The following is a 23,057-nucleotide window of genomic DNA, read 5'->3' on the forward strand; positions in this document are numbered from 1 at the left end:
TCATGGGGTCGTCCTGTCATGCGAATGCGTTGAGGATGCAGGGCACGCGGCAACCGGCGTGCAACCAGAGGAGAAAGGCGCCGGACAAATCGCCGCGTGCCTGCAATCCGGAAGTTGGTCTCAGTCGAAGCGGGCTTCCACGTGGCCCAGGCCATCAATGTCCGCCGCGAAGGACTGCGGCCGCGTCGGATCAACCGCGACCATCGGCCCCAGCGCACCGGTGAGCACGATGTCCCCGGCCTGCAGCGGCTGACCGACACGCACGAGCACGTCGGCCAGCCACACGGCCGCGTTGAGGGGGTTGCCGAGACAGGCGCGTGCGCTGCCCTCGGACACCGTGCGCCCGTCCTGCTGCATCGTCATCGCACACCGCCCGATGTCGAAACGCCCGGGCGACACCGGATTTCCACCCAGAACGAAGAGGCCGGACGATGCATTGTCGGCAACGGTATCGAAGAGACTGATGCGCCAGTCGGCGATCCGGCTATCCACGATCTCGATCGCCGGCAGGCAGTAGTCGACGGCACCGAGCACATCCGCATATGTATGGCGTTCGAAGCGCAGGTCCCTGCCAAGCACGAAGGCAATCTCCGCCTCGACCTTGGGCTGGATGAGCCGGCCCCTTGCCACGGGTTCGGCGTCGCCCACGGCCATGTCGGCGAACAGCATGCCGAAATCCGGCTGATCGACCCCCAGTTGGCGCTGTACTGCCGGCGAGGTCAAGCCGATCTTGCGCCCCACCAGTCGCCGTCCCTGAGCCAACGCACGTTGGGTGTTGTGCAACTGGATCGCATAGGCGGTTTCCGCGGTCGCCTGTCCAACCCGCTCGCGCAGGGGCAAGACGGCTGTGCCGCTGCACGAGGCCTGGTACAAGGCATCGGCCGCGGCAACGATATCAAGCTGAGTCATTTGAATAGTCCTGTTTGATGGCCGGTCGGATGCCGTACTCCACCGGCAGGCCGACATGACCGTTGCAATACGTTCATTGGGCGCCCGGCCGAGCAGTCCCGGTGATGGCCCCGAATCCGGCCACCCAGTGCGGAATCGGGCGGTAATAGCGCTCGCGTCCCTCCCATCCCTGCGCACACGCTGCTTCCATTGCAGCCGCGGCCGCCACCCAGGTCTTGGCTTCATGGGTCGATGCGCCGGCCGCCTGCGTCACTTCGTCGTTGCGGTAGGCGTCGACCGCGCTCCAGTCGCGTTCGCAGAGTCGGCGCATGAATGCGCGGTCCCAGTCCGGACTCAACGCGTGCAGTGCGCCTTCACCCGCGGCAAATGCCTGGGCGGCCGCCACAGTGCGTTTCTGCCGTGCATCTCGCGCGTCCGGCGTCGGATTGCGCCCGGCGATCAGCCGTTCGATGACCATCGGGTCGGTCGCGGTGGCAATGGCCGGAATGGGCGGGTTGTGCGACAAGCCGCCGGAGCCGACGAAAAGCACCCTTTCGTGGGACCGTGAGGCAAAGCGCCCGATCGCCGTACCCAACTGCCGCGCGCGCCTGAAGCTGACCAGTGGCGGTGCCACTGCGTTGATCATGACGGGGACGACCGGATAGCGATCGAGCGCGCCCGTCATCTCGACCAGCGCCTGCGCGAAGCCGTGATCCACCTGCATCCGGTAGGACACGGCGAGATCGATGTCCTCGCCGATGACCGCGCGCGCGCATTGCTCGGCCAGCGTACGTGGCACGTTCAGGTCACCACGAGGGGTGGCATAGTCACCCACCGAGGTCGCCATCATCCCGAGGCAGAACTGCGGCATCAGGTCGAGAAAGAAGCCGTTGTAATGATCGGGGGCGAACAGATAGATCACTTCCGGATCGAAGCGCTCGATCTCGTCACGCACCTGGGCGACGAGCCCCGCCACTTCTGCGACCACCGCGGGCGCCGGATCGAAGTAGCCCTTCAGCGGGGTGTGCGACATGCACTGCAGCATTGCTTTCATCGGGGCACTCCCTTCAGCCATCCACGCGAACCGCTTCGGGAACGGCACCGCCGAGGAGGAAGGCCAGATGGATCCGGTTGAAGGTGCCGGGATCCTCGAACTGGGGCCAATGCCCGCACCCCTCCATCACGGTAAACAGCGCGCCGGGAATCATCGACGCGATGCGCCGTCCTTCGGTGACATCCGCAGTGGGGTCGTCGGAGGTCCACAGCACCAGAGTGGGCGCAGCGATCCGGGCGTAGTCGGCAGTACCGATCAAGTTACGCAGACGGGTTTCCATGTCCTGCAGCACCATGTTGTGCTTCATGCCCTCGGCCATGCCCGGCTGCGCATAGATGGCCTGGCGGGTCGCGATCAGATCGTCGTAGGCCTTGGACTTGTCGGCCATCAGCCATTCGACCCGCGCCTTGATGAAGTCCCAAGATGGATCGTTTGCCGCCTGCAGCGACAGCGTCTTGAGCCGCGCCATCACCACCGGGTCGGCCTGTGAGCCACCCGCGGTGTTCAACACCAGGCGCTCGACCCGCTCGGGGTAGTCAATGGCCATGCGCGCTGCCACCCAGCCGCCCAGGGATTCACCGGAAAAACTCGCGCGCTCGATCTTCTGCGCATCCATGAAGCGCAGCACATGCTCGATATAGGCCGGGATCTCGAGATCCCGGGTGGCGGGCGAGGACCAGCCATGTCCGATCATGTCGATCGCCCAGGTGGAGAAATGCATGCCGTGCGCCTTGAGGTTGCGTACGTAGGCCTCGGCATGTCCGCCCACGCCATGCAACATGATCAGGGCAGGATTCGCACGATCGCCGCTGTGCAGATAGCGGGTATTGACGCCACCGGCGTCGGTCCAGCCCTGACAGAAACTCGTCTGGCGAAGTTCGGCCCAGATACTCTGGTAGGAAGGGGTCACAGATTGGATCTCCTGAATTCCGACGTGACGCGGTCATGCGCAGACCGGCGTTCGCCGGTCACGCTCAGTCACAGGGAAACGTTTTGAAATGGCGCCGTCGCCATCGTCACGGCGCCGGCATCGCGCTCAGTCGTCGATCTGTTCGACGAAGTAGCCAGGCGGCTTGCCCGCGCCACCCCGGCAACGCTTCCATGAGCCACATCCTAGGCACCCCTCAATCACCACGCGCTCCAATGCGGACACCGTTTATCCCCACAGCGCACAATTCGGAACGCGTGCCGCCTTCGCCCCACAAGCCGAAAAACACCACGCGAAGATCGTCCCCAGCCGGGTAATGCAGTACAGGGATAAGACCTGCAGCCCGCGGATAGTGCGATCCGGTCACCTTCCCTAGCCTCGGCATCTGCGGACCTTCGATCCGTAGAACACCTCGTCCATTCATGCCCCTTCACGGTGCATGAACGGACGGCTATTGCTGCAAGCGCAGCAAGGCTGCTGCACAACTCTCGACTAAACAATGCCTTGCCAGCAGCACCGGCATGGTGCATTGCCGCACCACAATTGAAATGCTATTCCACTGATTTTTCGTGGTATTTTTTTACTTCCATGAAATTTCATACTTTCCATTGACAATCTAATTGTTCATTTCTAAAGTAGTTACTGACAGCGAAGTGTCGCCCCTCGAAATGCTGCAACGCACCACCCACTCGATGACGCGGCACCTCGTAAAAGGAGAAAAATCATGGTCTGCCCCGTACAGAAAACTGCCTCGATCAGCACCACCTCTTCGCTGGAGGTGAGCCGTGGCTGAACGTTCGTTCAAGAAGGAAGTCCAGCAACTGCGCATCCCCGCCGGCGAGGAATTTCGCGGTGAGGGCATCCTCGCCATCACCAAGGGCCTGCTGCAGGCGGGTGTCGGCTATGTCGGCGGCTACCAGGGCTCGCCGATCTCGCACCTGATGGATGTGCTGGCGGACGCCAACGAGATCCTCGAAGAGCTCGACATCCACTTCGAGACCAGCGCCTCGGAAGCGACGGCCGCGGCCATGCTCGCCGCGTCGGTGATGTATCCGATCCGTGGCGCAGTGACGTGGAAATCCACCGTCGGCACCAACGTCGCCTCCGACGCCTTGGCCAACCTTGCCTCCGGCGGGGTGACCGGTGGCGCACTGATCATCATCGGCGAGGACTACGGCGAAGGCTCGTCGATCATGCAGGAGCGCTCGCACGCGTTTGCGATGAAGTCCCAGATGTGGTTGCTGGACCCGCGCCCCAATCTCGAGTCCATCGTCAAATCGGTGGAGGACGGCTTCGAGCTGTCGGAGGCCAGCAACACCCCGGTCATGCTGCAGGTGCGCATCCGTTCCTGCCATGTCCATGGCCGCTTCATCACCAAGGAGAACAAGCGCCCGCGCTACACGCTGAAGCAGGCGCTGGAAAATCCGGTGCGCGACACCAGCCGCATCGTGCTGCCACCGGCCTCCTTCGGACACGAGCAGGAGAAGATCCAGCAACGCTGGCCGGCCGCGGTGAAGTTCATCCGCGACAATAAGCTCAACGAATTCTTCGACGGCGATTTCAACGACATCGGCCTGATCCTGCAGGGCGGTCTCTACAACGGCGTGATCCGGGCGCTGCAACTGCTCGGGCTGGCTGACGCCTTCGGCAACAGCCGCATTCCGATGTACGTGATGAACGTCACCTATCCGGTGATCGACGAAGAGGTCGTCCAGTTCTGCGAAGGCAAGCGCGCCGTGCTGCTGCTCGAGGAAGGCCAACCCGACTACATCGAGCAGAACCTGCACGCCATCCTGCGCAAGGCCGGCGTGTCGACCCATCTGTCGGGCAAGGATGTGCTGCCGATGGCGGGCGAGTACACCACGGCGGCGATGAAGAACGGCATCGAAAGCTTTCTCCGCGCACGGCAGCCGGACGCGCTGGCCACGCATTCTTCGATCGCGGCGGATGAGGCCGGCGAGGCATCGATGGCCGTCCATGTCGGTGCACCGCCCGCCGCGTCCACTCCGCGTCCCGCCGCCGTGCCCATGACCTTCCACCCCAAGGTCAAGGCCTTGGCCGAGGTCGTCCCGGCGCGCCCGGCGGGCTTCTGTACCGGCTGTCCTGAGCGGCCGATCTTTGCCGCGATGAAGCTGGCGCAGGCCGATCTCGGACAGCACCATGTTTCGTGCGACATCGGTTGCCATCTGTTTTCCATCCTGCCGCCGTTCAACCTAGGCGCAACGACGATGGGCTACGGCCTGGGCGCCGCATCGAGCTCGGCCTTCAACGTCAAGACCGGCAAGCGTTCGATCTCGGTGATGGGCGATGGCGGCTTCTGGCACAACGGCCTCACCTCCGGCATCGGCAATGCGGTGTTCAACAAGAACGACGGCGTGATCATCATCGTCGACAACTACTACTCGTCGGCAACCGGCGGCCAGGACATCCTGTCGTCGCGCGCGGAAAACGCCGACCGTGCAACAAAGAACCCGATCGAGCACGCCATCCGCGGTGCCGGCGTGAAATGGATCCGCACCATCGACCGCACCTATGACGTGGCGAAGATGCGCGACACCCTCGAGGAAGCGCTGACCACCACCACCGACGGCCCCAAGGTCATCATTGCCCAGTCCGAATGCATGCTGAACAAGCAGCGCCGGATCAAGCCGCTGTTCAACAAGGCGGTGAAGGACGGCAAGCGCATGGTCAAGGAGCGCTTCGGCGTCGATCCCGACGTGTGCACCGGCGATCACGCCTGCATCCGGCTGTCCGGCTGTCCTTCGCTGTCCGTCAAGGACAGCGGCGACCCGCTCAAGGAAGACCCGGTCGCCCACGTCGACAACAGCTGTGTCGGCTGCGGTAACTGCGGCGAAGTCGCGGAGGCGGCCGTGCTGTGCCCCTCCTTTTACCGGGCAGACATCATCCACAACCCGAGTGGCGCCGACCGCTTCCTCGGCAAGCTCCGTTCGGCCGTCATCGGCTTCCTGCAACGCCGCCGCGCGGCACGCCAGACGCGCTTCGCGCTGTGAGGAAAGAGACAGACATGAAAACCAACATCGTTCTGCACCCCGGCACCCCGATCAAGATCGCCATCCTCGCCATGGGCGGCCAGGGCGGCGGCGTGCTCGCCGACTGGATCGTCGAGATGGCCGAAAAGGCAGGCTGGTGGGCTCAGACCACATCCGTGCCAGGCGTCGCCCAGCGTACTGGCGCCACCATCTATTACCTCGAACTGCTGCCCGAAAGCGCAGCCCATGCCGCCGGCAAACCGCCCACGCTGGCCATGATGCCGACCCCGGGCGATGTGGATCTGGTCGTGGCGGCCGAACTGATGGAGGCCGGGCGTGCGATGCAGCGCGGCCTCGTGTCGCCAGATCGCACCACCTTGATCACCTCCAGCCACCGCAGCTATGCGGTGGGCGAAAAGGCTGCACTGGGCAACGGCATCGCTGATCCCAACAAGGTCATCGACGCCGGCCGGGAAGCGGCAAAACGCCTGATGTGCTTCGACCTGCAGGAGATGGCGGAAAAGGCCGGCAGCGTAATCTCCGCCAGCCTGTTTGGTGCTATTGCGGGTGCGGGTGCGCTGCCCTTTCCCCGTGAAGCGTTCGAGGACACCATCCGCCACGGCGGCAAGGGCGCCGACGCGAGCCTGCGCGCCTTCGCGCTCGGCTTCGACGCTGCGGCAACAGCCCCGGCCGCGCCCGCCCCCATCGACACCACACGCCCGCAACCCGATGTACCCGAGCGCGCGGCAGATCCTCAGGTGCAAGCGCTGCTGGAAAAGGTCAAAGCGGGCTTCCCGCCCGACACGCAAGGCATGCTCGTCGCAGGCCTGCGGCGGCTACTCGACTACCAGGACGTGGAATACGCGGCCGAGTACCTGCAGAAATGCACCGAGCTGCACGCCCTCGATGCCCGCCACGGCGGCGAAGCGAACGACTGGGCCTTGACCCGCGCCGCAGCCCATCGGCTGGCGGTCGCCATGAGCTACGACGATGTGATCCGGGTCGCCGACCTCAAGACCCGCGGCTCCCGCTTCGAGCGCGTGCGCCAGGAAGTGAGCGCCAGGACCGACCAGCTGGTCTACACCACCGAGTACATGCATCCACGCCTGGAAGAGATCTGCGGCACCCTGCCCACCGCGCTCGGGCGCTGGCTGGAACAGTCCAGGGGCGTCGGCGGTTTCATCAAGCGACACATGGAAAAGGGCCGTCGCGTGCAAAGCGGCACGCTGACCTGGTTCCTGGCGCTGTATGCGCTGTCCGGCATGCGCCGCTTCCGCCGCAGCCTGCTGCGTCACCAGATCGAGACCGCGCAGATCAGGGACTGGCTCGAGCGCGTGACGCGCCTCGCAGGCAACGGCAACTACGGCCTGGCGGTCGAGGTGCTGCATTGCCGCCGCATCGTCAAGGGCTACAGCGGCACCCATGACCGAGGCGACAAGCGCTTTGCCAGCCTGATGCGGGCGGCCGACCAGCTCGCCGGACGCAAGGACGGCGCAGACACCTTGCACAAGCTGCTCAAGGCAGCGATGGCGGACGAAGAAGGTCGCCAGTTGGAAACACAACTCGGCATGCTGATCGGTGCCGGGGCGAGCACGACGGCACCGCACGACGGCGCCAGCTTCAGTCGCCAGGCAGCCTGATCCGCGACAGACGGAAAACACGGGACGAGAGAGGACGACACGCACATGCAAGCACTGGAACTCATCATCAGCGATATCCGCGCGGAAACGCCGCTGATTCGCACCCTTCACCTGCGGGCACCGGGGGGGAATTCCCTCCCTCCGTTTTCCCCCGGTGCCCACTTGCGGGTGAGCATACCCGGCCTGGCAGACGCGCGTTGTTACTCCCTCGTCACCTTTGCGACGGACGCGGCAGGTTTCGATGCGCCGCCATCCTACCGCCTCGGCGTTCGCCTCGAGGCCGACAGCAGTGGCGGCTCCCGCTACATGCATGGCCTCGCGGTGGGCGATACGATCAGCGTCACCGGTCCGAAGAATGACTTTCCGCTGCACGCCGCGACAGCCGGCGAAGCTGAAACCGTGCTCATAGCCGGCGGCATCGGCATCACCCCGATCGCATCGATGGCCTCCGCACTGCAGGCCGCAGGACGGCCATGGTCCATGCACTACAGCGGCCGCAGCATCGATCAGCTCGCCTTCAGGGACGAACTCGCCACGCTCGCCGGTTCCGCATTGCACCTGCACGCAGACGACGATCCTGACACACGACTCGACATCGGCTCACTGCTCGACCATCTGTCGCCCTCGCAACACCTGTACGTGTGCGGTCCAAAGGGCATGATCGACGCGGTGATCGACGGCGCCAGGACCCGCGGCTGGCCCGCCTCCCACGTGCATTTCGAACTCTTCGCCGCCGCCGCACCGCTCGCAGGCGACCGACCCTTCGAGCTCGAACTGCGCCAGAGCGGCCAGGTGCTCACCGTTCCCGCCGACAAGACCATCCTCGAGGTGCTCGAGGAAGCCGGCTGCGATCCGATGTACGACTGCAAGCGCGGCGAGTGCGGCGTGTGCACGGCCACCGTGCTCGAGGGCGAGCCGGAACACCGCGACTACTTCCTGTCCGACGCCGAGAAGGCGAGCGGCAAATTGATCCAGATCTGCATCTCGCGGGCCAAATCGGCCCGTCTGGTGCTCGATCTCTGACCACGAGGGGCGAGCAAATGAGCAAATACCGCGGCAATCCCGACGCCATCAAGGCCCTGGTGCGTGACACCGAAGTCCACAAGGACACTTACATCGACCCGGAGCTTTTCGAGCTGGAGATGGAGCACCTGTTCGCCAACACCTGGGTCTATGTCGGTCATGCCAGCCAGGTGCCGAACAAGGGCGACTACTACACCACCACCGTCGGCACCGAAGACGTGGTCATGGTCCGCCACAGCGACAACAGCGTGCGCGTGCTCTACAACCGCTGCCCGCACAAGGGCGTGAAGGTCGCCGGCGAAGTCTGCGGCAACACCGGAAAGTTCTTCCGCTGCCCCTACCACGCATGGACCTTCAAGACCGACGGCAGCCTGCTCGCCATCCCGCTGAAGAAGGGCTACGAGAACACCGGCTTCGAGTCCTGCGAAGCCAGCCATGGCATGGCCCCGGTGCCCAACGTCAAGGTCTACCGCGATTTCGTGTTCTGCCGCCTCAATCCGGGCGGCCCCAGCTTCGAGGAATTCTTCGGCCAGTCGCTGTCGACGCTGGACAACATGGTCGACCGCTCCCCCGAAGGCAGGCTCGAAGTCGCCGGCGGCGTATTGCGCTACATGCACAACTGCAACTGGAAGATGCTGGTCGACAACCAGACCGACACCTGCCATCCCATGGTCGCCCACGAATCCTCCGCCGGCACCGCGGTGCGCGTCTGGAACGAAGCCCCCGAGGGCACGCCGAAACCGATGGCGGTCGAACTCTTCGCTCCGTTCATGTCGCCCTACGAGTTCTTCGAGAACATGGGCATTCGCGTATGGGAGAACGGCCACGGCCACACCGGCGTCTCCGACTCCATCCACGCCGCCTATTCCGCGGTACCCGGCTACTGGGAACAGATGGTCGCCGCCTACGGCGAAGAGCGCGCCCACCAGATTCTCGGTGACACCCGCCACAACACGGTGTATTTCCCCAACATCATGGTCAAGGGCCCGATCCAGACCCTGCGCCTGTTCAAGCCCATCGCGGTGGACAAGACCCTGGTCGAATCCTGGACCTTCCGCCTTGTCGGCGCACCCGACCTGCTGCTCGAGCGCACCGCCATGTACAACCGCCTGATCAACGCCCCGACCTCGGTGGTCGGCCATGACGACCTCGAAATGTACGAACGCGCACAGGAAGGTCTGCATTCGCGCGGACGCGACTGGATCAACATCGCCCGCCTTTACGACCCCGTAGAGAAGGGGCAGAAGAACGTCGTCACCAACGGCACCAACGAAATGCAGATGCGGCAGCAGATGCGCGCATGGCTGCAGTTCATGACGGAGAGCATGTAAGGAAGAAAGGCCACCTGGCTGACTGCCAGCCCGACGACCAATTGGACGATATTGAGATGGGTGTGGCACGGCAACTCCCTCCCCTTCAAGGGGAGGGCTGGGGTGGGGATGGGTTTTCGTTGGCGACGCACAAGACCCATCCCCCTCCTGACCTCCCCCTTGAAGGGGGAGGAACCAGGTGCCGACACTGACTTCACGCCCAAGTCTGCCGAGTTAATCGCAGCACGAACCGTCACGCAGGAACACCGGACAGCAGCAACACCCGAACAAGGATCAATCAAGCCATGACCGCCATCACCGAAAAGACCCTGACCGACTTCGTCTACGCCGAAGCCCGCATGCTCGACGAACAGCGCTTCGAAGACTGGCTCACCCTCTTCACCGACGACGCCTACTACTGGATGCCGCTCGCACACGACCAGCAGGACCCCAGGCTGCACACTTCGCTCCTGTACGAGGACAAGCTGTTGCTGCGCGTGCGCATCGAGCGCCTCTCCGGCCAGCGCACCTTCTCGCAACAGCCGAAGAGCCGCTGCCACCACCTGCTACAGGCCCCCAGCGTCGAATCGTCAGACCCGGCAAAGGGCGAGTACATCGTCCGCACGGCTTTCCACTACACCGAGACCCGCCTCGACAAGCAGGTCATCTATGTCGGCTGGAGCACACACCATCTCGTCGACGTGGACGGCGCCCTCAGAATCCGGCTCAAGCGTGTCGATCTGGTCAACTGCGATGCGGCCTTCGGCAACATCCAGCTCTTCATGTAAGCGGGAGCACGACTTGGCACATACCGTCCATCAAGCCTTTGCCCTCGCCGCCGTGCGCTGGGCGAAGCAAGCCTTCCTCTGCATTCTGCCGGAGACCGCGAACATCTACGGCATTGCCGCCGGCGAACTGCGCTACGCCGAAGCTGCCGAACGCATCGAAGCCCTGCGCGCGGCCTACGCCGCCGCCGGCTATGGCCACGGCCACCGCGTCGGCATCCTGCTCGAGAACCGCCCCAGCTTCTTCCTGCACTGGTTCGCGCTCAATGCGCTCGGCGTGTCCGTCGTGCCGATCAACCCGGACATGCGTGCCGCAGAACTGGAATACCTTATCGGTCACTCCGAAATCGCGCTCGCCATCGCCCTGCCCCAGCGCCATCGCGACCTGCTTGCCGCCGCCGACCGCGCCGGACGCCCGTTCCAGGTGATGGCCGAACGCGACCAGCCGCCGGCTGCAGCCTTCCCGGCGCCGCAGGCCGACACCGCCCCGCACGAACTCAGCGAGTGCGCGCTGCTCTACACGTCCGGCACCACCGGCCGCCCCAAGGGCTGCATCCTGCCCAATCGCTACTTCCTCTACGCGGGCAACTGGTACGCCAACATCGGCGGTCTGGCCACACTCCATCCCGGCAAGGAACGCATGATCACCCCGTTACCGCTGGTGCACATGAATGCGATGGCCTACTCCGCCATGGCGATGATCATGACCGGCGGTTGCCTCATTCCGCTCGACCGCTTCCATCCGCGCAGCTGGTGGGACAGCGTGCGCGAGTCGCGGGCCACCGTTGTTCACTACCTCGGGGTCATGCCGGCCATGCTGATGAAGGCCGAGGCCTCCGCCGCCGACCGTGAGCACAGCGTGCGCTTCGGCTTCGGTGCCGGCGTCGACCGCACACTGCATGGCATCTTCGAACAACGCTTCGGCTTCCCCCTGCTCGAAGCCTGGGCGATGACCGAGACCGGTGCCGGTGCGGTGATCATCGCCAATGAAGAGCCGCGCCACATCGGCACCTCCTGCTTCGGCAAGGAAGGAGACGATGTGCGGGTGCGCATCGTCACCGACGATGGCCGCGAAGCCGGCACGGAAGAACAGGGCGAACTGCTGGTGCGTCATGCCGGCGACGACCCCCGTTACGGCTTTCTCGCCGGCTATCTGAAGGACGACGCGGCCACTGACGAGGCCTGGGCCGGTGGCTGGTTCCATACCGGCGACGTCGTCCGCCGCGACGCCGACGGCTACCTTCACTTCGTCGACCGCAAGAAGAACGTCATCCGCCGCAGTGGCGAGAACATTGCCGCAGTGGAAGTCGAAGCCGTGCTGCAGCAACACCCGATGATCAAGGCGGTCGCGGTGGCCGCGGTACCGGATGCCGTTCGCGGTGACGAAGTCATGGCCCTCGTGGTGACGCAGGACAAACCCAAGGACCGCCCCGCCATGGAAGCGGCCGCCGCCGACCTCGTCCACTGGACCCTGTCGCAGCTGGCCTACTACAAGGCGCCGGGCTTCGTTGCCTTCGTCGATCACCTGCCGCTCACCACCACCAACAAGATCCAGCGCGGCGAGCTCAAGGCATTGGCACCGACACTGGTCGGCGCGGCAAACTGTGTCGACACCTGTTCGATGAAGAAGCGCCAGGGAGACCACAAATGAGTGGATCTCAAAGGCCGCGCTTGGGCTACGACGGCGTCGCCGTCGTGACGCCGGTCACCATTCCCTATGTGCGCTACTCCACGCACAGCGCGCACTGGTGGCTGGGGCGCGCACTTGGCGCACTGATCCGCGGTGCGGGCATCGCGAAGTCGGACGTCGACGGCGTCTGCGTCTCCAGCTTCACCCTGGGGCCCGACACCGCCGTCGGCCTGATGCAGCACCTCGGCATGAGCCCGCGCTGGCTCGACCATATCCCCATGGGCGGCGCCTCGGGCGTAGTCGCAGTGCGCCGCGCCGCGCGGGCGGTGCAGGCGGGCGATGCCGAGGTCGTTGCCTGCATCGCTGGCGACACCAACCAGGTCGACTCCTTCCGCAACACCGTCAGCCAGTTTTCGCGCTTCGCCCAGGACGCGGTGTACCCCTACGGTGCGGGCGGCCCCAACGCCAGCTTCGCGCTGCTCACCGACTACTACATGAAGCACTATGGCGCCACCCGCGAGGATTTCGGCAAGCTGTGCGTCGCCCAGCGCGACAACGCGCTGAAGAACCCTCATGCATTGATGAAAAAGCCGCTCACCCTGGCCCAGTACATCGACGCCAAGCCGATCACCGATCCGATCCATCTCTTCGACTGCGTCATGCCCTGTGCTGGCGCCGAAGGCTATCTGGTGATGACCGAAGACCGCGCGAGGTCGCTCGAGCTGCCTTTCGTGCGCATCCGCTCCACCATCGAACGCCACAACGCCTTTCCCGAAGACCCGATCCAGTTTCGCGGCGGCTGGGCGATGGACAAGGACGCACTGTACGCCCACGCCGACGCCGCACCCGAGGATATCGACTTTCTCGAAACCTATGACGATTACCCGGTGATCAACATGATGCAGTTCGAGGATCTCGGTTTCTGCGCCAAGGGAGAGGCCGCGGCCTTCGTGCGCAAGCACAGCTTTACCATCGATGGCGACTTCCCCTTCAACACCTCCGGTGGCCAGCTCTCTGTCGGCCAGGCCGGCGCCGCGGGTGGCTATCTCGGCTTTGTCCAGGCCTTGCGTCAACTCACCGACAGCGCGGGCAGGACCCAGGTATCGGGCGCGAAGCTGGGACTGGTGTCCGGATTCGGCATGATCAATTACGACCGCGGCCTGTGCTCCGGCGCAGCGCTGCTCGAACGGGGACATGCCTTATGAGCGCACCTCTCGTCAAACCGAAGAAGAAGAACCCGGTTGAACGCACCCGGCTGCCGACGCGCCCGCCCGCCTCCCGCAGCCGCAGCGCCCAGGGCCTTACCCGCGCGGCGGCCGAAGGCCGGTTCGAGATGCAGGTGTGTTCCGAATGCAATACGCTTCAGTACCCGGCGCGCGAAGTGTGCTGCTCCTGTCTCTCCGAACATCTGCAATGGAAACCGGTGGACAACCGCGGCGAACTGATCGCCACCACCACCCTGCGCCACAGCAACGACCTGTATTTCCGCGAGCGCCTGCCGTGGCGCGTCGGCACCGTGAAGATGGCGGCCGGCCCGGTTGTGGTCGCCCACATTCATGAAGACTGCGTGGCCGACGGCCCGGTCCGGCTTGCGCTCAAGCTCGACCGCAGCGGCCAGGCCGTGCTCCATGCCCTGCCTGAAAAGGACACCCCGAACATGAACGATGCGGCCCAGCTGCGCGAATCCGCCTGCGACCCCAAGTTTCGCCGCGTGCTCGTCACCGACGGCAAATCCGCAATGGGACAAGCGGTCGCAAAGGCGATGCTCGACGCCGGCGCAAGTGCGGTCTTCCTCGGCGACCCGACAAGGTGGAAGACCGTCGCCGCGTTCGACACCCTGGCCGCCGACCCCCGCGTACAGATCGTCGAGCTCGACGTCACCGATACCGATTCGGTCGACCGCGTCGCGGCCTCGATCGGGGGCAAGGTCGAAATCCTGGTCAATACGGCGTCCTACCTGCGCGACGGCGGCATTCTCGGGCGCAAGGACGTCATCCTCGCCCGCGATGCGATGGAGGTGAACGTGCTCGGCCTGATGCGTCTCGCGCAAGCCTTCGGTCCCGGCATGTGCTTCCGCGCAGCCGACGGCACCAACAGCGCAGTGGCCTGGGTCAACATCCTGTCCATCCACGCCTTGGCCGCCCTGCCCGCGCGCGGCGCCTGGTCGGCCTCGATGGCCGCAGCCCTGTCAGCGGCGCAGACCCTGCGCGCAGAACTCGGCGGTGCCGGCGTGCGCGTGCTGAACGTTTTTCCCGGTCCGATCGACGAAGAATGGGAACAGCTTACCCCGCCGCCCAAGCTTGCCCCCTCGGCGGTCGCCAAGGCCATCGTCAAGAGCCTGCAGGACGGCGTCGAGGATGCCTATGTCGGCGACATCGCGGAGGAGATCCGCGAGCGACTGCGCGAGAACCACAAGGCCGTGGAGCGGGAGTTGGGCAACCAGTAGGAAGCGAGTGAACTCCCTCCCCTTCAAGGGGGCGGAGCAGGGAGTTCGACGAGCACCGCTCGTCGCCTGCGTAGCGGCATAGCGCAGCGGAGACTCCCGGGTTGGGGTGGGGATGGGTTCAACAGACGCCGAAGTAACCCATCCCCCTCCTAACCAGTAGTCTCGGCGTAGCCTCGCCGCTACGCCGGCAGCGAGCAGTGCTCGCTGAAACCCCGGCTACACCCCCCTTGAAGGGGGAGGAACAGGACCTTCGAAATCGACGTTCGATAAGGCATCGCCCGAGCACCCGAAATGGAGAACGACACTTGACCACCCCCATCCTCACCCAATTCCTCGCCGAGCTGCTGTCGGGCCGCCTGAAACTGGTCGATCTCACCCAGACCCTGGCACCCGAGTTCCCCACCATCGTGCTGCCGCCCGAGTTCGGCCAGGCCTGGCCTTTCCGCATCGAAGAGATCTCGCGCTACGACGAGCGTGGCCCGGCCTGGTACTGGAACAACTTTTCCATGTCCGAACACACCGGTACCCACTTCGACGCGCCCATCCACTGGATCAGCGGCAAGGACCAGCCCGACAACACGGTGGACTCGATCCCGGTGGAGAACTTCATCGCCAGCGCCTGCGTGATCGACGTATCCGCCGAGAGTGCGGAAAACCCCGACTTCCTGCTCACCGTGGACTATGTGAAGGCCTGGGAAGAGCAGCATGGCCGCATTCCCGAGCGCGCGTGGGTGTTGTTGCGCACCGACTGGTCCAAGCGCACCACACCGAAGGAATACCTCAACATGGCCGAGGACGGCGCCCATTCGCCCGGCCCCGACGCCGAGGTCGTGCCGTGGCTGATCCGGGAACGAAACGTGCATGGTTTCGGGACCGAATCGGTCGGCACAGACGCCGGCCAGGCCCATCATCTGAACCCGCCCTACCCCTGCCACTACTTCATGCACGGCAACAACCGCTACGGCCTCCAGTGCCTGACCAATCTGGATCAGCTGCCGCCCCAGGGGACGGTGATCTTCGCCGCACCGCTCAAGATCCGCAACGGCTCCGGCAGCCCGCTGCGGGTGCTGGCGCTGGCGCCTGCGGCTTGAGGACGACGCCCATGAGCGAACGAATGATTGCAGTCGTGACCGGTGGCTCGGCGGGGATCGGTGCCGACATCTGCAAGCGCATGCTGGAAGACGGCTACGATGTCGTATCAATGGCCCGGCGCGCACCGGATTGGAGCCATCCGCGCCTCACCACCGTGCAGGTGGACCTGCTCGATGCAGTCGCGACCGAACAGGCCGCGCTGGAGATCGCGCGTGATTTTCCGGTCACCCACTTCGTCCACAACGCCGGGGTGATCTGGCCAAAGCTGCTCGGTGAGGTCAAGCTCGACGAGTTGCAGGGTCTCACCCAGATCCACCTCGGCGCTGCCATCAGCCTGATGCAGGCGGTGCTGCCGGGCATGGAGGCACGCGGCTTCGGTCGCGTGGTGCTGATGTCCTCGCGCGGGGCCCTGGGGTTGCCAACGCGCACCGCCTATTCGGCCACCAAGGCCGGCATGATCGGCATGGCCCGCACCTGGGCGCTGGAACTCGCGCCCAAGGGTATCACCGTCAATGTGGTCGCGCCCGGCCCGATCCAGACCGACATGTACTACGCCGTCATCGAGGCCGGCAGCGAGCGCGACAAGGCGCTGGCGGCCAGTATCCCGGTCCGTCGTGTCGGTCGCGCCGACGACGTCACTCGCGCGGTGATGTTCTTCGCCGACCCGCAGAACAGTTTCGTCACCGGCCAGACGCTCTATGTCTGCGGCGGTGCAAGTGTAGGAAGCATCACCATCTGAACCACGCCGCAGTCAAAGAAACCTTCATCCGCAGTACGCCTCAACCACGGAGAACGCCGTCATGATGTTGAAGAAAATCCCCGCTGCCATTGCACTTGCCACCCTTGCCTCCTTTGCCGGCAGCGCGCTGGCACAGGTCAAGGTCGGCGTCATTTCGTCGGCCACCGGTCCCACCGCGCTGGTCGGCATCCCGCAGAAGAACACCGTGCCGCTGCTGCCGACCAAGGTGGGCGACCTGAACGTCGAGTACATTGCGCTCGATGATGCATCGGACTCCACTGCCTCGGTCACCGCCGTCAAGAAGCTGCTGAGCGAAGAGAAGGTCGACGCCATCATCGGGCCCTCGGGTTCGCCTAACGCCATGGGCGCAATCCAGTTCGTCGCCGAAGCCGGGGTGCCGATGCTGGCGCCGGTCGGCACCGCCGCCGTCGTGCTGCCGATGACCGATCAGAAGAAGTGGGTGTTCAAGACCACCCAGAACGACGATATCATCGCCAAGGCGCTCGCCGATCATATGGTCAAGGCTGGGGTGAAGACGCTCGGTCTGATCGGTACCGCCGATCCCTACGGTGAAAACTGGGCCAAGGTGATGGGCGGTCTTGCCGAGGCCAACGGCATCAAGATCGTGGCCAGCGAGAAGTTCCAGCGCTCGGACAGTTCGGTTACCGGCCAGGCGCTGAAGATTCTCGGCGCCAAGCCGGACGCCGTGCTGGTGACAGCGCCGGGTGGCCCGTCGGTGCTGCCGCAGACCACGCTGTTCGACATGGGCTACAAGGGCCAGATGTACCAGACCCACGGCGCCGCCCTGCCCGACTTCCTCAAGCTCGGCGGCAAGAAGGTCGAAGGCACCATTCTCGCCGCCAGCCTGATGCTGGTGCTGCCGGAAATCGCCGACAGCAACCCGTCGAAGAAGGTCGCGGCCGACTATATCGCCGCCTACGAGAAGCTGCATGGCAACAAGCCGGCCACCTTTGGTGCCAATGTCTATGACGCCGGCCTGCTGCTGAAGCAGGCCATCCCGATCGCCGCAAAGGCCGGCAAGCCGGGTACGGCAGAATTCCGCGCCGGTCTGCGCGACGCACTGGAGCAGACCAAGGAGCTGGTCGGCACTCAGGGCGTGTACAACATGACGCCGGCCGACCACAGCGGCTTCGACGAGCGTGGCCGCGTCCTGATCACGGTGAAGGACGGCAACTGGACGCTGCTGAAGTAAGCCGCGCCGGACAGCCACACATCCATCACGCCGCCCGTCTGCCGACGGCGCGGCAATGAGGCAGAGCGACTGCCGGACGCCGGTCCGGTGGTTTCACCTGCCCTGATGTCCCGGAACAGCCGGGCAACGCCAGGACGACCCCTGCGGTGCCCGCTTAGCCGGCGGATTCGCTCACCCGCGAATTTCGCAGCACCGGGATACTTGGCGCCAAACGCGCTGCGCTGCCGAACGCCTTGCCTCGAAGCAGGGTGGCGGCCCCCGACAACAGGACGCACCATGAATCTGCAGATCGCAATGTTTCTCGGGCAGGACGGGATCACCAACGGCGCTGTCTATGCGCTGCTGGCCCTGTCCATCCTGCTCGTATTCACCGTCACCCGGGTACTGTTCATTCCGCAGGGCGAGTTCGTGACCTTTGGCGCGCTTACCATGGCCACGCTGCAGGCAGGCCATGCAACCGGCCTGGTCTGGCTGCTCGCCGGAATGGCCGTAGTCGAAGCGACGATCGACCTTCTTGAACGGTTCCGCCGCCAGGGCAGCATCCGCCCGCCTGCCAGGCTCCTGATCAAGCTGATCTATCCTTTCATACTCGCGCTGGTGCTATACACCTTGCCATTGGCAAGCCTGTCGATGCCGCTCCAGGCTGCGCTCACATTCGCGCTCGTGGTGCCGCTGGGGCCGCTGTTCTACCGCCTTTTCTATCAACCCATCGCAACCGCGCCGGTACTGGTTCTGCTAATCGTCTCGATCGCGGTGCATGTCGCAATGGTCGGCATCGGATTGCTGATCTTCGGTCCGGGCGGCGCCAAGACCCTGCCATTTTCCGACGCCAGCTTCCCGCTCGGTCCGATCACCCTCAACAGTCAGACGCTGTGGGTCATCGCCGCCTCGCTCGGACTGATCGTCGCGCTCTACCAGTTCTTCGAGCGCACGGTGTATGGCAAAGCGCTGCGCGCCACCGCGATCAACCGTGTCGGTGCGCGCCTGATGGGCATCTCGCCGATATTCGCAGGCAAGGCGAGCTTTTTTCTTGCCGCCTTCATCGGCACGCTGTCGGGCATCCTGATTGCACCGATCACCACGATCTATTACGACTCCGGTTTCATCATCAGCCTCAAGGGCTTCATCGGTTCGATCATCGGCGGGCTGGTGAGTTACCCGGTGGCAGCGCTCGGCGCCCTGCTGGTAGGCATGATCGAAGCCTTCTCGGCCTTCTGGGCCAGTACTTACAAGGAAGTCATCGTGTTCACCCTGATCATCCCCTTCCTGTTGTGGCGCTCGCTGACGGTCCGTCACGTGGAGGAAGAAGAATGAGCGCCCGTCTTCCCATCGAGCCTGCCGTACCCGACGCCAGCCGAAGCGCGTCTGCGCAACTGTCACCGCGCCTCGTGCTGGGCGTTTTCCTCGGCGTGCTGTTGATCGCGCCGCTGGTGCTGCCGCCGTTCTACGTCACGCTGCTCAACTACATCGGGCTGTACGCCATGGTGGCGCTGGGGCTGGTGCTGCTCACCGGGGTCGGGGGCTTGACCAGCTTCGGCCAGGCTGCCTTCGTCGGTCTGGGGGCCTACACCACCGGGGTGCTCACCACCGCCACCGATCTGCCGGGCTGGCTGGCCTGGCTGGGCGGCTCGCCGTGGCTGGCGCTGGTGGTCGGGCTGGTGTTTACCGCGGTGGTGGCCATCGTGCTCGGCTCACTCACCTTGAAGCTGTCGGGTCACTTCCTGCCGCTGGGCACGATCGCCTGGGGCATCTCACTGTACTTCCTGTTCGGCACCATGGAGACGCTCGGGGGGCACACCGGCCTGACCGGCATCCCGCCGATCTCGATCTTCGGCTGGACGCTCGACCAGGGCGAGGAGATCTTCTACCTGATCTGGGTCTTCCTGCTGTCCGCGGTGCTGACCACGCAAAACCTGCTCGACTCGCGCGAAGGCCGGGCGATCCGCGCCCTGAAGGGCGGCATGGTGATGGCCGAGGCGATGGGGGTGAACACCTCGCGCTCGCGCATGATCATCTTCGTCATCGCCGCCCTGCACGCCTGCGCCTCGGGCTGGCTGTACGCGCACATGCAGCGCTTCGTGAACCCGACTCCGTTCGGGCTGCACATCGGCATCGAGTACCTGTTCATGGCCGTGGTCGGCGGGGCCGGTCATGTGTGGGGGGCGCTGGTCGGGGCGGCTCTCGGCCATCATGGGGGTGCTCGGCTCCAGGGGCCAGGTGGCTTTCGACGGCAGTATCGAGTCGGTCCCCGAAGTCGAGCGCATGGTCGCGCGCGGCATGAATCTGGTGCCCGAGAAGCGCGAGCTCTTCGGCGAGATGACGGTAGAGGACAACCTCACGCTGGGCGCGTTCCAGCGCTACCGCTCGGGCAAGCGCGATCAGGCGCAGACCATGGAGGAGGTCTACACCCTGTTCCCGCGCCTGAAGGAGCGCCGCGGCCAGCTCGCCGGCACGCTGTCGGGCGGCGAGCGCCAGATGCTGGCGGTGGGGCGCGCGCTGATGGCCAAGCCCAAGCTGCTGATGCTCGACGAACCGAGCCTGGGGCTGGCGCCGCTGATCGTGCGCGAGATCTTCCGCATCATCGCCGAGCTGCGCCGGCGCGGGGTGTCGATCCTGCTGGTGGAGCAGAACGCCCGTGCCGCGCTGCAGGTGGCCGACTACGCCTATGTGCTCGAGACCGGCACGATCGCGATGGAAGGGCCACCTTCACGTTGTAGTCAACCACGCGTTTGACCGGGACCAGAATCTTCATACTCAATCTCCATCGTTCGTGTTGAACAGGCCGGCGGCCACGCTCAGATCACGCCCGCGCCTTTCAGCGCGTCGATCTCTGCCACGCTCAGCCCCAGTGTGCCCTGCAGAATCTGTTCTGTATGTTCGCCCAATGCCGGCGGCGGCGACCGATATTCGACCGGCGTCACGGAAAAGCGCATCGGGTTTGCCACCAGCGAGACCGAACCCGCCAGCGGATGCGGCATGTCGATCTTGAGCCCGCGCGACTGCACCTGAGGGTCAGCGAACACGTCGGCAAGCGTATTGATCGGCCCGCAGGGTACCGCTTTTGCCTCGAGTGCAGCAATCCAGTCGGCCGTGCTGCGTTCGATCGTCAGGTGTTTGAGCGCCGGAATCAGCGTCGAGCGGTTCTCCACCCGCGCTCGATTGGTCGCGTAGCGCGGATCGGTCGCGAGTTCGGGCCGGCCAGCTTCGGCACAGAAGCGGGCGAACTGTGCGTCGTTGCCAATGGCCAGAATCATGTAGCCGTCCGCGGTGGGAAAATCCTGGTAAGGCACGATGTTCGGATGCGCATTGCCAAGCCGCTTCGGATTCTGTCCGGTGGTCAGATAGTTCATCGCCTGGTTGGCGAGGCAGGCGACCTGCACGTCAAGCAGCGCCATGTCGATAAACTGCCCTTCACCACTGCGCTCGCGCCAGGCGAGCGCGGCCTGAATGGCATTGGTCGCATACAGACCGGTCAGGATGTCGGTGAGCGCGACGCCGACCTTCATGGGACCACCGCCCTCCTCTGCGTCAGGTCGCCCTGTCAGGCTCATCAACCCACCCAGCCCCTGGATCAGAAAGTCATATCCGGCACGCGGCGCGTAGGGACCATTCTGACCGAAGCCGGTGATCGAGCAATACACTAGGCGCGGATTGACCGCCTTCAGTGATGCATAGTCCAGCCCGTACTGGGCCAGCCCGCCAAGCTTGAAGTTCTCGATCACCACATCCGACTCGGCAGCCAGCCTCTTCACCAGCGCCTGACCCTCGGCACAGGTGATGTCGATGGTGATCGAGCGCTTGTTGCGATTGGCGCACAGGTAGTAGGCGGCCACCGACGTGTTTTCGCCGGCCGCATCCTTGAGATAGGGCGGCCCCCAGCCGCGGGTGTCGTCGCCCGCTCCGGGGCGTTCGACCTTGATCACGTCTGCTCCGAGGTCTGCCAGCATCTGCCCGGCCCAAGGGCCGGCCAGGATGCGCGACAGATCGAGTACGCGGATGTGCGAAAGTGCGCCCATGTCAGTTGCTGAACGCAGCGATGCCGGTGATGGCGCGGCCGAGAATCAGCGCATGCACGTCGTGCGTGCCCTCGTAGGTGTTCACCACCTCCAGGTTCACCAGGTGACGCGCCACGCAGAACTCGTCCGAGATGCCGTTGCCGCCGAGCATGTCGCGCGCCATGCGGGCGATGTCCAGCGACTTGCCGCAGCTGTTGCGCTTGATGATCGAGGTGATCTCGACCGCCGCATTGCCCTCGTCCTTCAGCCGCCCGACCCGCAGGCAGCTCTGCAGCCCCAGCGTGATCTCGGTGAGCATGTCGGCGAGCTTCTTCTGCACCAGCTGGTTGGCCGCCAGCGGACGGCCGAACTGCTTGCGGTCCATCGTGTATTGACGCGCGGTTTCGTAGCAGGCCTCGGCCGCACCGAGCGCGCCCCACGCAATGCCGTAACGCGCCGAGTTCAGGCAGGTGAAGGGGCCCTTGAGGCCACGCACCGTCGGGAAGGCGTTCTCTTCCGGGCAGAACACTTCGTCCATGACGATCTCGCCGGTGATCGACGCACGCAGGCCGACCTTGCCGTGAATCGCCGGCGCCGACAGCCCCTTCCAGCCCTTCTCCAGCACGAAGCCGCGGATCTGGCCTTCGTCGTCCTTGGCCCACACCACGAACACGTCGGCGATCGGGCTGTTGGTGATCCACATCTTCGAACCCGACAGGCTGTAGCCGCCATCGACCTTGCGCGCACGCGTCACCATGCTGCCCGGGTCGGAGCCGTGGTTGGGCTCGGTCAGGCCGAAGCAGCCCACCCATTCGCCAGTGGCGAGCTTGGGCAGGTACTTCCGCTTGGTGGCTTCGTTGCCGAATTCGTTGATCGGCACCATCACCAGCGAACTCTGCACGCTCATCATCGAGCGGTAGCCGGAATCCACACGCTCCACTTCACGCGCGATCAGGCCGTAGCACACGTAGTTCATGCCGGCGCCGCCGTACTCTTCCGGAATGGTCGGCCCGAGAAGACCGAGTTCGCCCATTTCGTTGAAGATCTCGCGGTCGGTCTTCTCGTGGCGGAAGGCTTCCTGCACGCGCGGCAGCAGCTTCTCCTGGCAGTAGGCGCGCGCCGTGTCGCGTACCATGCGTTCGACGTCGGTCAGCTGGCCGTCCAGAAAGAGGGGGTCTGCCCAGTCGAACGCGGTTTTGCCTGCAGCCATGTGGATCTCCTTGAACGAATCTTGGTGGTTGGTTGGCGGCCGCATCGACTGCTCCGCCCGGTGAATCGATACTAGGCGCACCGGACGCTGTCGGCAAACGAGTATTTCGAAGTA

Annotated in this window: 17 protein-coding genes and 2 pseudogenes; 14 read left to right on the top strand and 5 right to left on the bottom strand. The window is 64.8% G+C overall.

Going from position 1 to position 23,057, the window contains the following annotated elements; translation table 11 throughout:
* Positions 1–120: 120 nt before the first annotated feature.
* From J5J83_RS04500 to J5J83_RS04510, 3 genes are all read right to left on the bottom strand, one after another.
* The gene (locus tag J5J83_RS04500; protein ID WP_212345934.1) at positions 121–909 is read right to left on the bottom strand and encodes a fumarylacetoacetate hydrolase family protein; all 789 of its coding nucleotides are present in this window, start codon (positions 907–909) and stop codon (positions 121–123) included.
* Between the two features lie 73 nt (positions 910–982).
* Positions 983–1,942: a 3-carboxyethylcatechol 2,3-dioxygenase gene (locus J5J83_RS04505; protein ID WP_212345936.1), complete on the bottom strand. Its 960-nt coding sequence runs from the start codon at positions 1,940–1,942 to the stop codon at positions 983–985.
* Between the two features lie 13 nt (positions 1,943–1,955).
* Entirely contained in the window at positions 1,956–2,852 is an 897-nt protein-coding gene (locus J5J83_RS04510; protein ID WP_212345938.1) for an alpha/beta hydrolase, read from the bottom strand.
* A gap of 803 nt (positions 2,853–3,655) precedes the next feature.
* Between J5J83_RS04510 and J5J83_RS04515 the strand changes: the two genes are divergently transcribed.
* The 14 genes and pseudogenes from J5J83_RS04515 to J5J83_RS04580 all read left to right on the top strand — a co-directional run.
* Positions 3,656–5,881, top strand: a complete 2,226-nt coding sequence (locus tag J5J83_RS04515) for an indolepyruvate ferredoxin oxidoreductase subunit alpha (RefSeq protein WP_212345940.1) — start codon at positions 3,656–3,658, stop codon at positions 5,879–5,881.
* Between the two features lie 14 nt (positions 5,882–5,895).
* Positions 5,896–7,500 (top strand): indolepyruvate oxidoreductase subunit beta family protein, encoded by a 1,605-nt coding sequence (locus tag J5J83_RS04520; RefSeq protein ID WP_212345942.1) that lies wholly within the window; start codon positions 5,896–5,898, stop codon positions 7,498–7,500.
* A 45-nt stretch (positions 7,501–7,545) separates the two neighbouring features.
* Positions 7,546–8,523 (top strand): PDR/VanB family oxidoreductase, encoded by a 978-nt coding sequence (locus J5J83_RS04525; RefSeq protein ID WP_212345945.1) that lies wholly within the window; start codon positions 7,546–7,548, stop codon positions 8,521–8,523.
* 17 nt (positions 8,524–8,540) lie between these two features.
* Positions 8,541–9,854 carry an aromatic ring-hydroxylating dioxygenase subunit alpha gene (locus tag J5J83_RS04530; protein WP_212345948.1) on the top strand — a complete coding sequence of 438 codons (1,314 nt, stop codon included), beginning with the start codon at positions 8,541–8,543 and terminating at the stop codon, positions 9,852–9,854.
* A 284-nt stretch (positions 9,855–10,138) separates the two neighbouring features.
* Positions 10,139–10,621, top strand: a complete 483-nt coding sequence (locus J5J83_RS04535; protein ID WP_212345951.1) for an aromatic-ring-hydroxylating dioxygenase subunit beta — start codon at positions 10,139–10,141, stop codon at positions 10,619–10,621.
* A 13-nt stretch (positions 10,622–10,634) separates the two neighbouring features.
* Positions 10,635–12,269 (top strand): AMP-binding protein, encoded by a 1,635-nt coding sequence (locus tag J5J83_RS04540; protein ID WP_212345955.1) that lies wholly within the window; start codon positions 10,635–10,637, stop codon positions 12,267–12,269.
* The gene (locus tag J5J83_RS04545) at positions 12,266–13,453 is read left to right on the top strand and encodes a thiolase family protein (protein WP_212345958.1); all 1,188 of its coding nucleotides are present in this window, start codon (positions 12,266–12,268) and stop codon (positions 13,451–13,453) included. Before J5J83_RS04540 ends, J5J83_RS04545 begins: the two co-directional genes overlap by 4 nt.
* Entirely contained in the window at positions 13,450–14,694 is a 1,245-nt protein-coding gene (locus J5J83_RS04550; protein WP_212345961.1) for an SDR family NAD(P)-dependent oxidoreductase, read from the top strand. The genes J5J83_RS04545 and J5J83_RS04550 overlap by 4 nt, the downstream gene beginning before the upstream one ends.
* A gap of 305 nt (positions 14,695–14,999) precedes the next feature.
* Positions 15,000–15,785, top strand: a complete 786-nt coding sequence (locus J5J83_RS04555) for a cyclase family protein (protein ID WP_212345963.1) — start codon at positions 15,000–15,002, stop codon at positions 15,783–15,785.
* Positions 15,786–15,796: 11 nt separating this feature from the next.
* Positions 15,797–16,525, top strand: a complete 729-nt coding sequence (locus tag J5J83_RS04560; protein ID WP_212345965.1) for an SDR family oxidoreductase — start codon at positions 15,797–15,799, stop codon at positions 16,523–16,525.
* A 61-nt stretch (positions 16,526–16,586) separates the two neighbouring features.
* Complete coding sequence (locus J5J83_RS04565) at positions 16,587–17,738, top strand: ABC transporter substrate-binding protein (RefSeq protein ID WP_212345967.1); 1,152 nt, start codon at positions 16,587–16,589, stop codon at positions 17,736–17,738.
* A gap of 276 nt (positions 17,739–18,014) precedes the next feature.
* Entirely contained in the window at positions 18,015–19,052 is a 1,038-nt protein-coding gene (locus tag J5J83_RS04570; protein ID WP_212345969.1) for a branched-chain amino acid ABC transporter permease, read from the top strand.
* 167 nt (positions 19,053–19,219) lie between these two features.
* Positions 19,220–19,858 (top strand): annotated as a pseudogene (locus J5J83_RS04575) (branched-chain amino acid ABC transporter permease); the annotation flags it as partial.
* Positions 19,859–19,907: 49 nt separating this feature from the next.
* Positions 19,908–20,471: pseudogene (locus J5J83_RS04580) on the top strand (ABC transporter ATP-binding protein); the annotation flags it as partial.
* 62 nt (positions 20,472–20,533) lie between these two features.
* On the opposite strand, the gene J5J83_RS04585 reads toward J5J83_RS04580, so the two are convergent.
* The gene (locus tag J5J83_RS04585) at positions 20,534–21,754 is read right to left on the bottom strand and encodes a CaiB/BaiF CoA-transferase family protein (RefSeq protein WP_212345971.1); all 1,221 of its coding nucleotides are present in this window, start codon (positions 21,752–21,754) and stop codon (positions 20,534–20,536) included.
* Position 21,755: 1 nt separating this feature from the next.
* The gene (locus J5J83_RS04590) at positions 21,756–22,943 is read right to left on the bottom strand and encodes an acyl-CoA dehydrogenase (protein WP_212345973.1); all 1,188 of its coding nucleotides are present in this window, start codon (positions 22,941–22,943) and stop codon (positions 21,756–21,758) included.
* Positions 22,944–23,057 lie beyond the last annotated feature (114 nt).

The organism is Azoarcus sp. L1K30, assembly GCF_018122735.1.
Lineage (GTDB): Bacteria > Pseudomonadota > Gammaproteobacteria > Burkholderiales > Rhodocyclaceae > Parazoarcus.

What these genes read in the sequence shown, in the direction of transcription:
- J5J83_RS04550 (WP_212345961.1), top strand. Translation starts at nt 13,450, where the DNA reads ATGAGCGCACCTCTCGTCAAACCGAAGAAGAAGAACCCGGTTGAACGC.
- J5J83_RS04565 (WP_212345967.1), top strand. Translation starts at nt 16,587, where the DNA reads ATGATGTTGAAGAAAATCCCCGCTGCCATTGCACTTGCCACCCTTGCC.
- J5J83_RS04560 (WP_212345965.1), top strand. Translation starts at nt 15,797, where the DNA reads ATGAGCGAACGAATGATTGCAGTCGTGACCGGTGGCTCGGCGGGGATC.
- J5J83_RS04535 (WP_212345951.1), top strand. Translation starts at nt 10,139, where the DNA reads ATGACCGCCATCACCGAAAAGACCCTGACCGACTTCGTCTACGCCGAA.
- J5J83_RS04585 (WP_212345971.1), bottom strand. Translation starts at nt 21,754, where the DNA reads ATGGGCGCACTTTCGCACATCCGCGTACTCGATCTGTCGCGCATCCTG.
- J5J83_RS04500 (WP_212345934.1), bottom strand. Translation starts at nt 909, where the DNA reads ATGACTCAGCTTGATATCGTTGCCGCGGCCGATGCCTTGTACCAGGCC.
- J5J83_RS04530 (WP_212345948.1), top strand. Translation starts at nt 8,541, where the DNA reads ATGAGCAAATACCGCGGCAATCCCGACGCCATCAAGGCCCTGGTGCGT.
- J5J83_RS04545 (WP_212345958.1), top strand. Translation starts at nt 12,266, where the DNA reads ATGAGTGGATCTCAAAGGCCGCGCTTGGGCTACGACGGCGTCGCCGTC.
- J5J83_RS04590 (WP_212345973.1), bottom strand. Translation starts at nt 22,943, where the DNA reads ATGGCTGCAGGCAAAACCGCGTTCGACTGGGCAGACCCCCTCTTTCTG.
- J5J83_RS04505 (WP_212345936.1), bottom strand. Translation starts at nt 1,942, where the DNA reads ATGAAAGCAATGCTGCAGTGCATGTCGCACACCCCGCTGAAGGGCTAC.
- J5J83_RS04525 (WP_212345945.1), top strand. Translation starts at nt 7,546, where the DNA reads ATGCAAGCACTGGAACTCATCATCAGCGATATCCGCGCGGAAACGCCG.
- J5J83_RS04520 (WP_212345942.1), top strand. Translation starts at nt 5,896, where the DNA reads ATGAAAACCAACATCGTTCTGCACCCCGGCACCCCGATCAAGATCGCC.
- J5J83_RS04570 (WP_212345969.1), top strand. Translation starts at nt 18,015, where the DNA reads ATGAATCTGCAGATCGCAATGTTTCTCGGGCAGGACGGGATCACCAAC.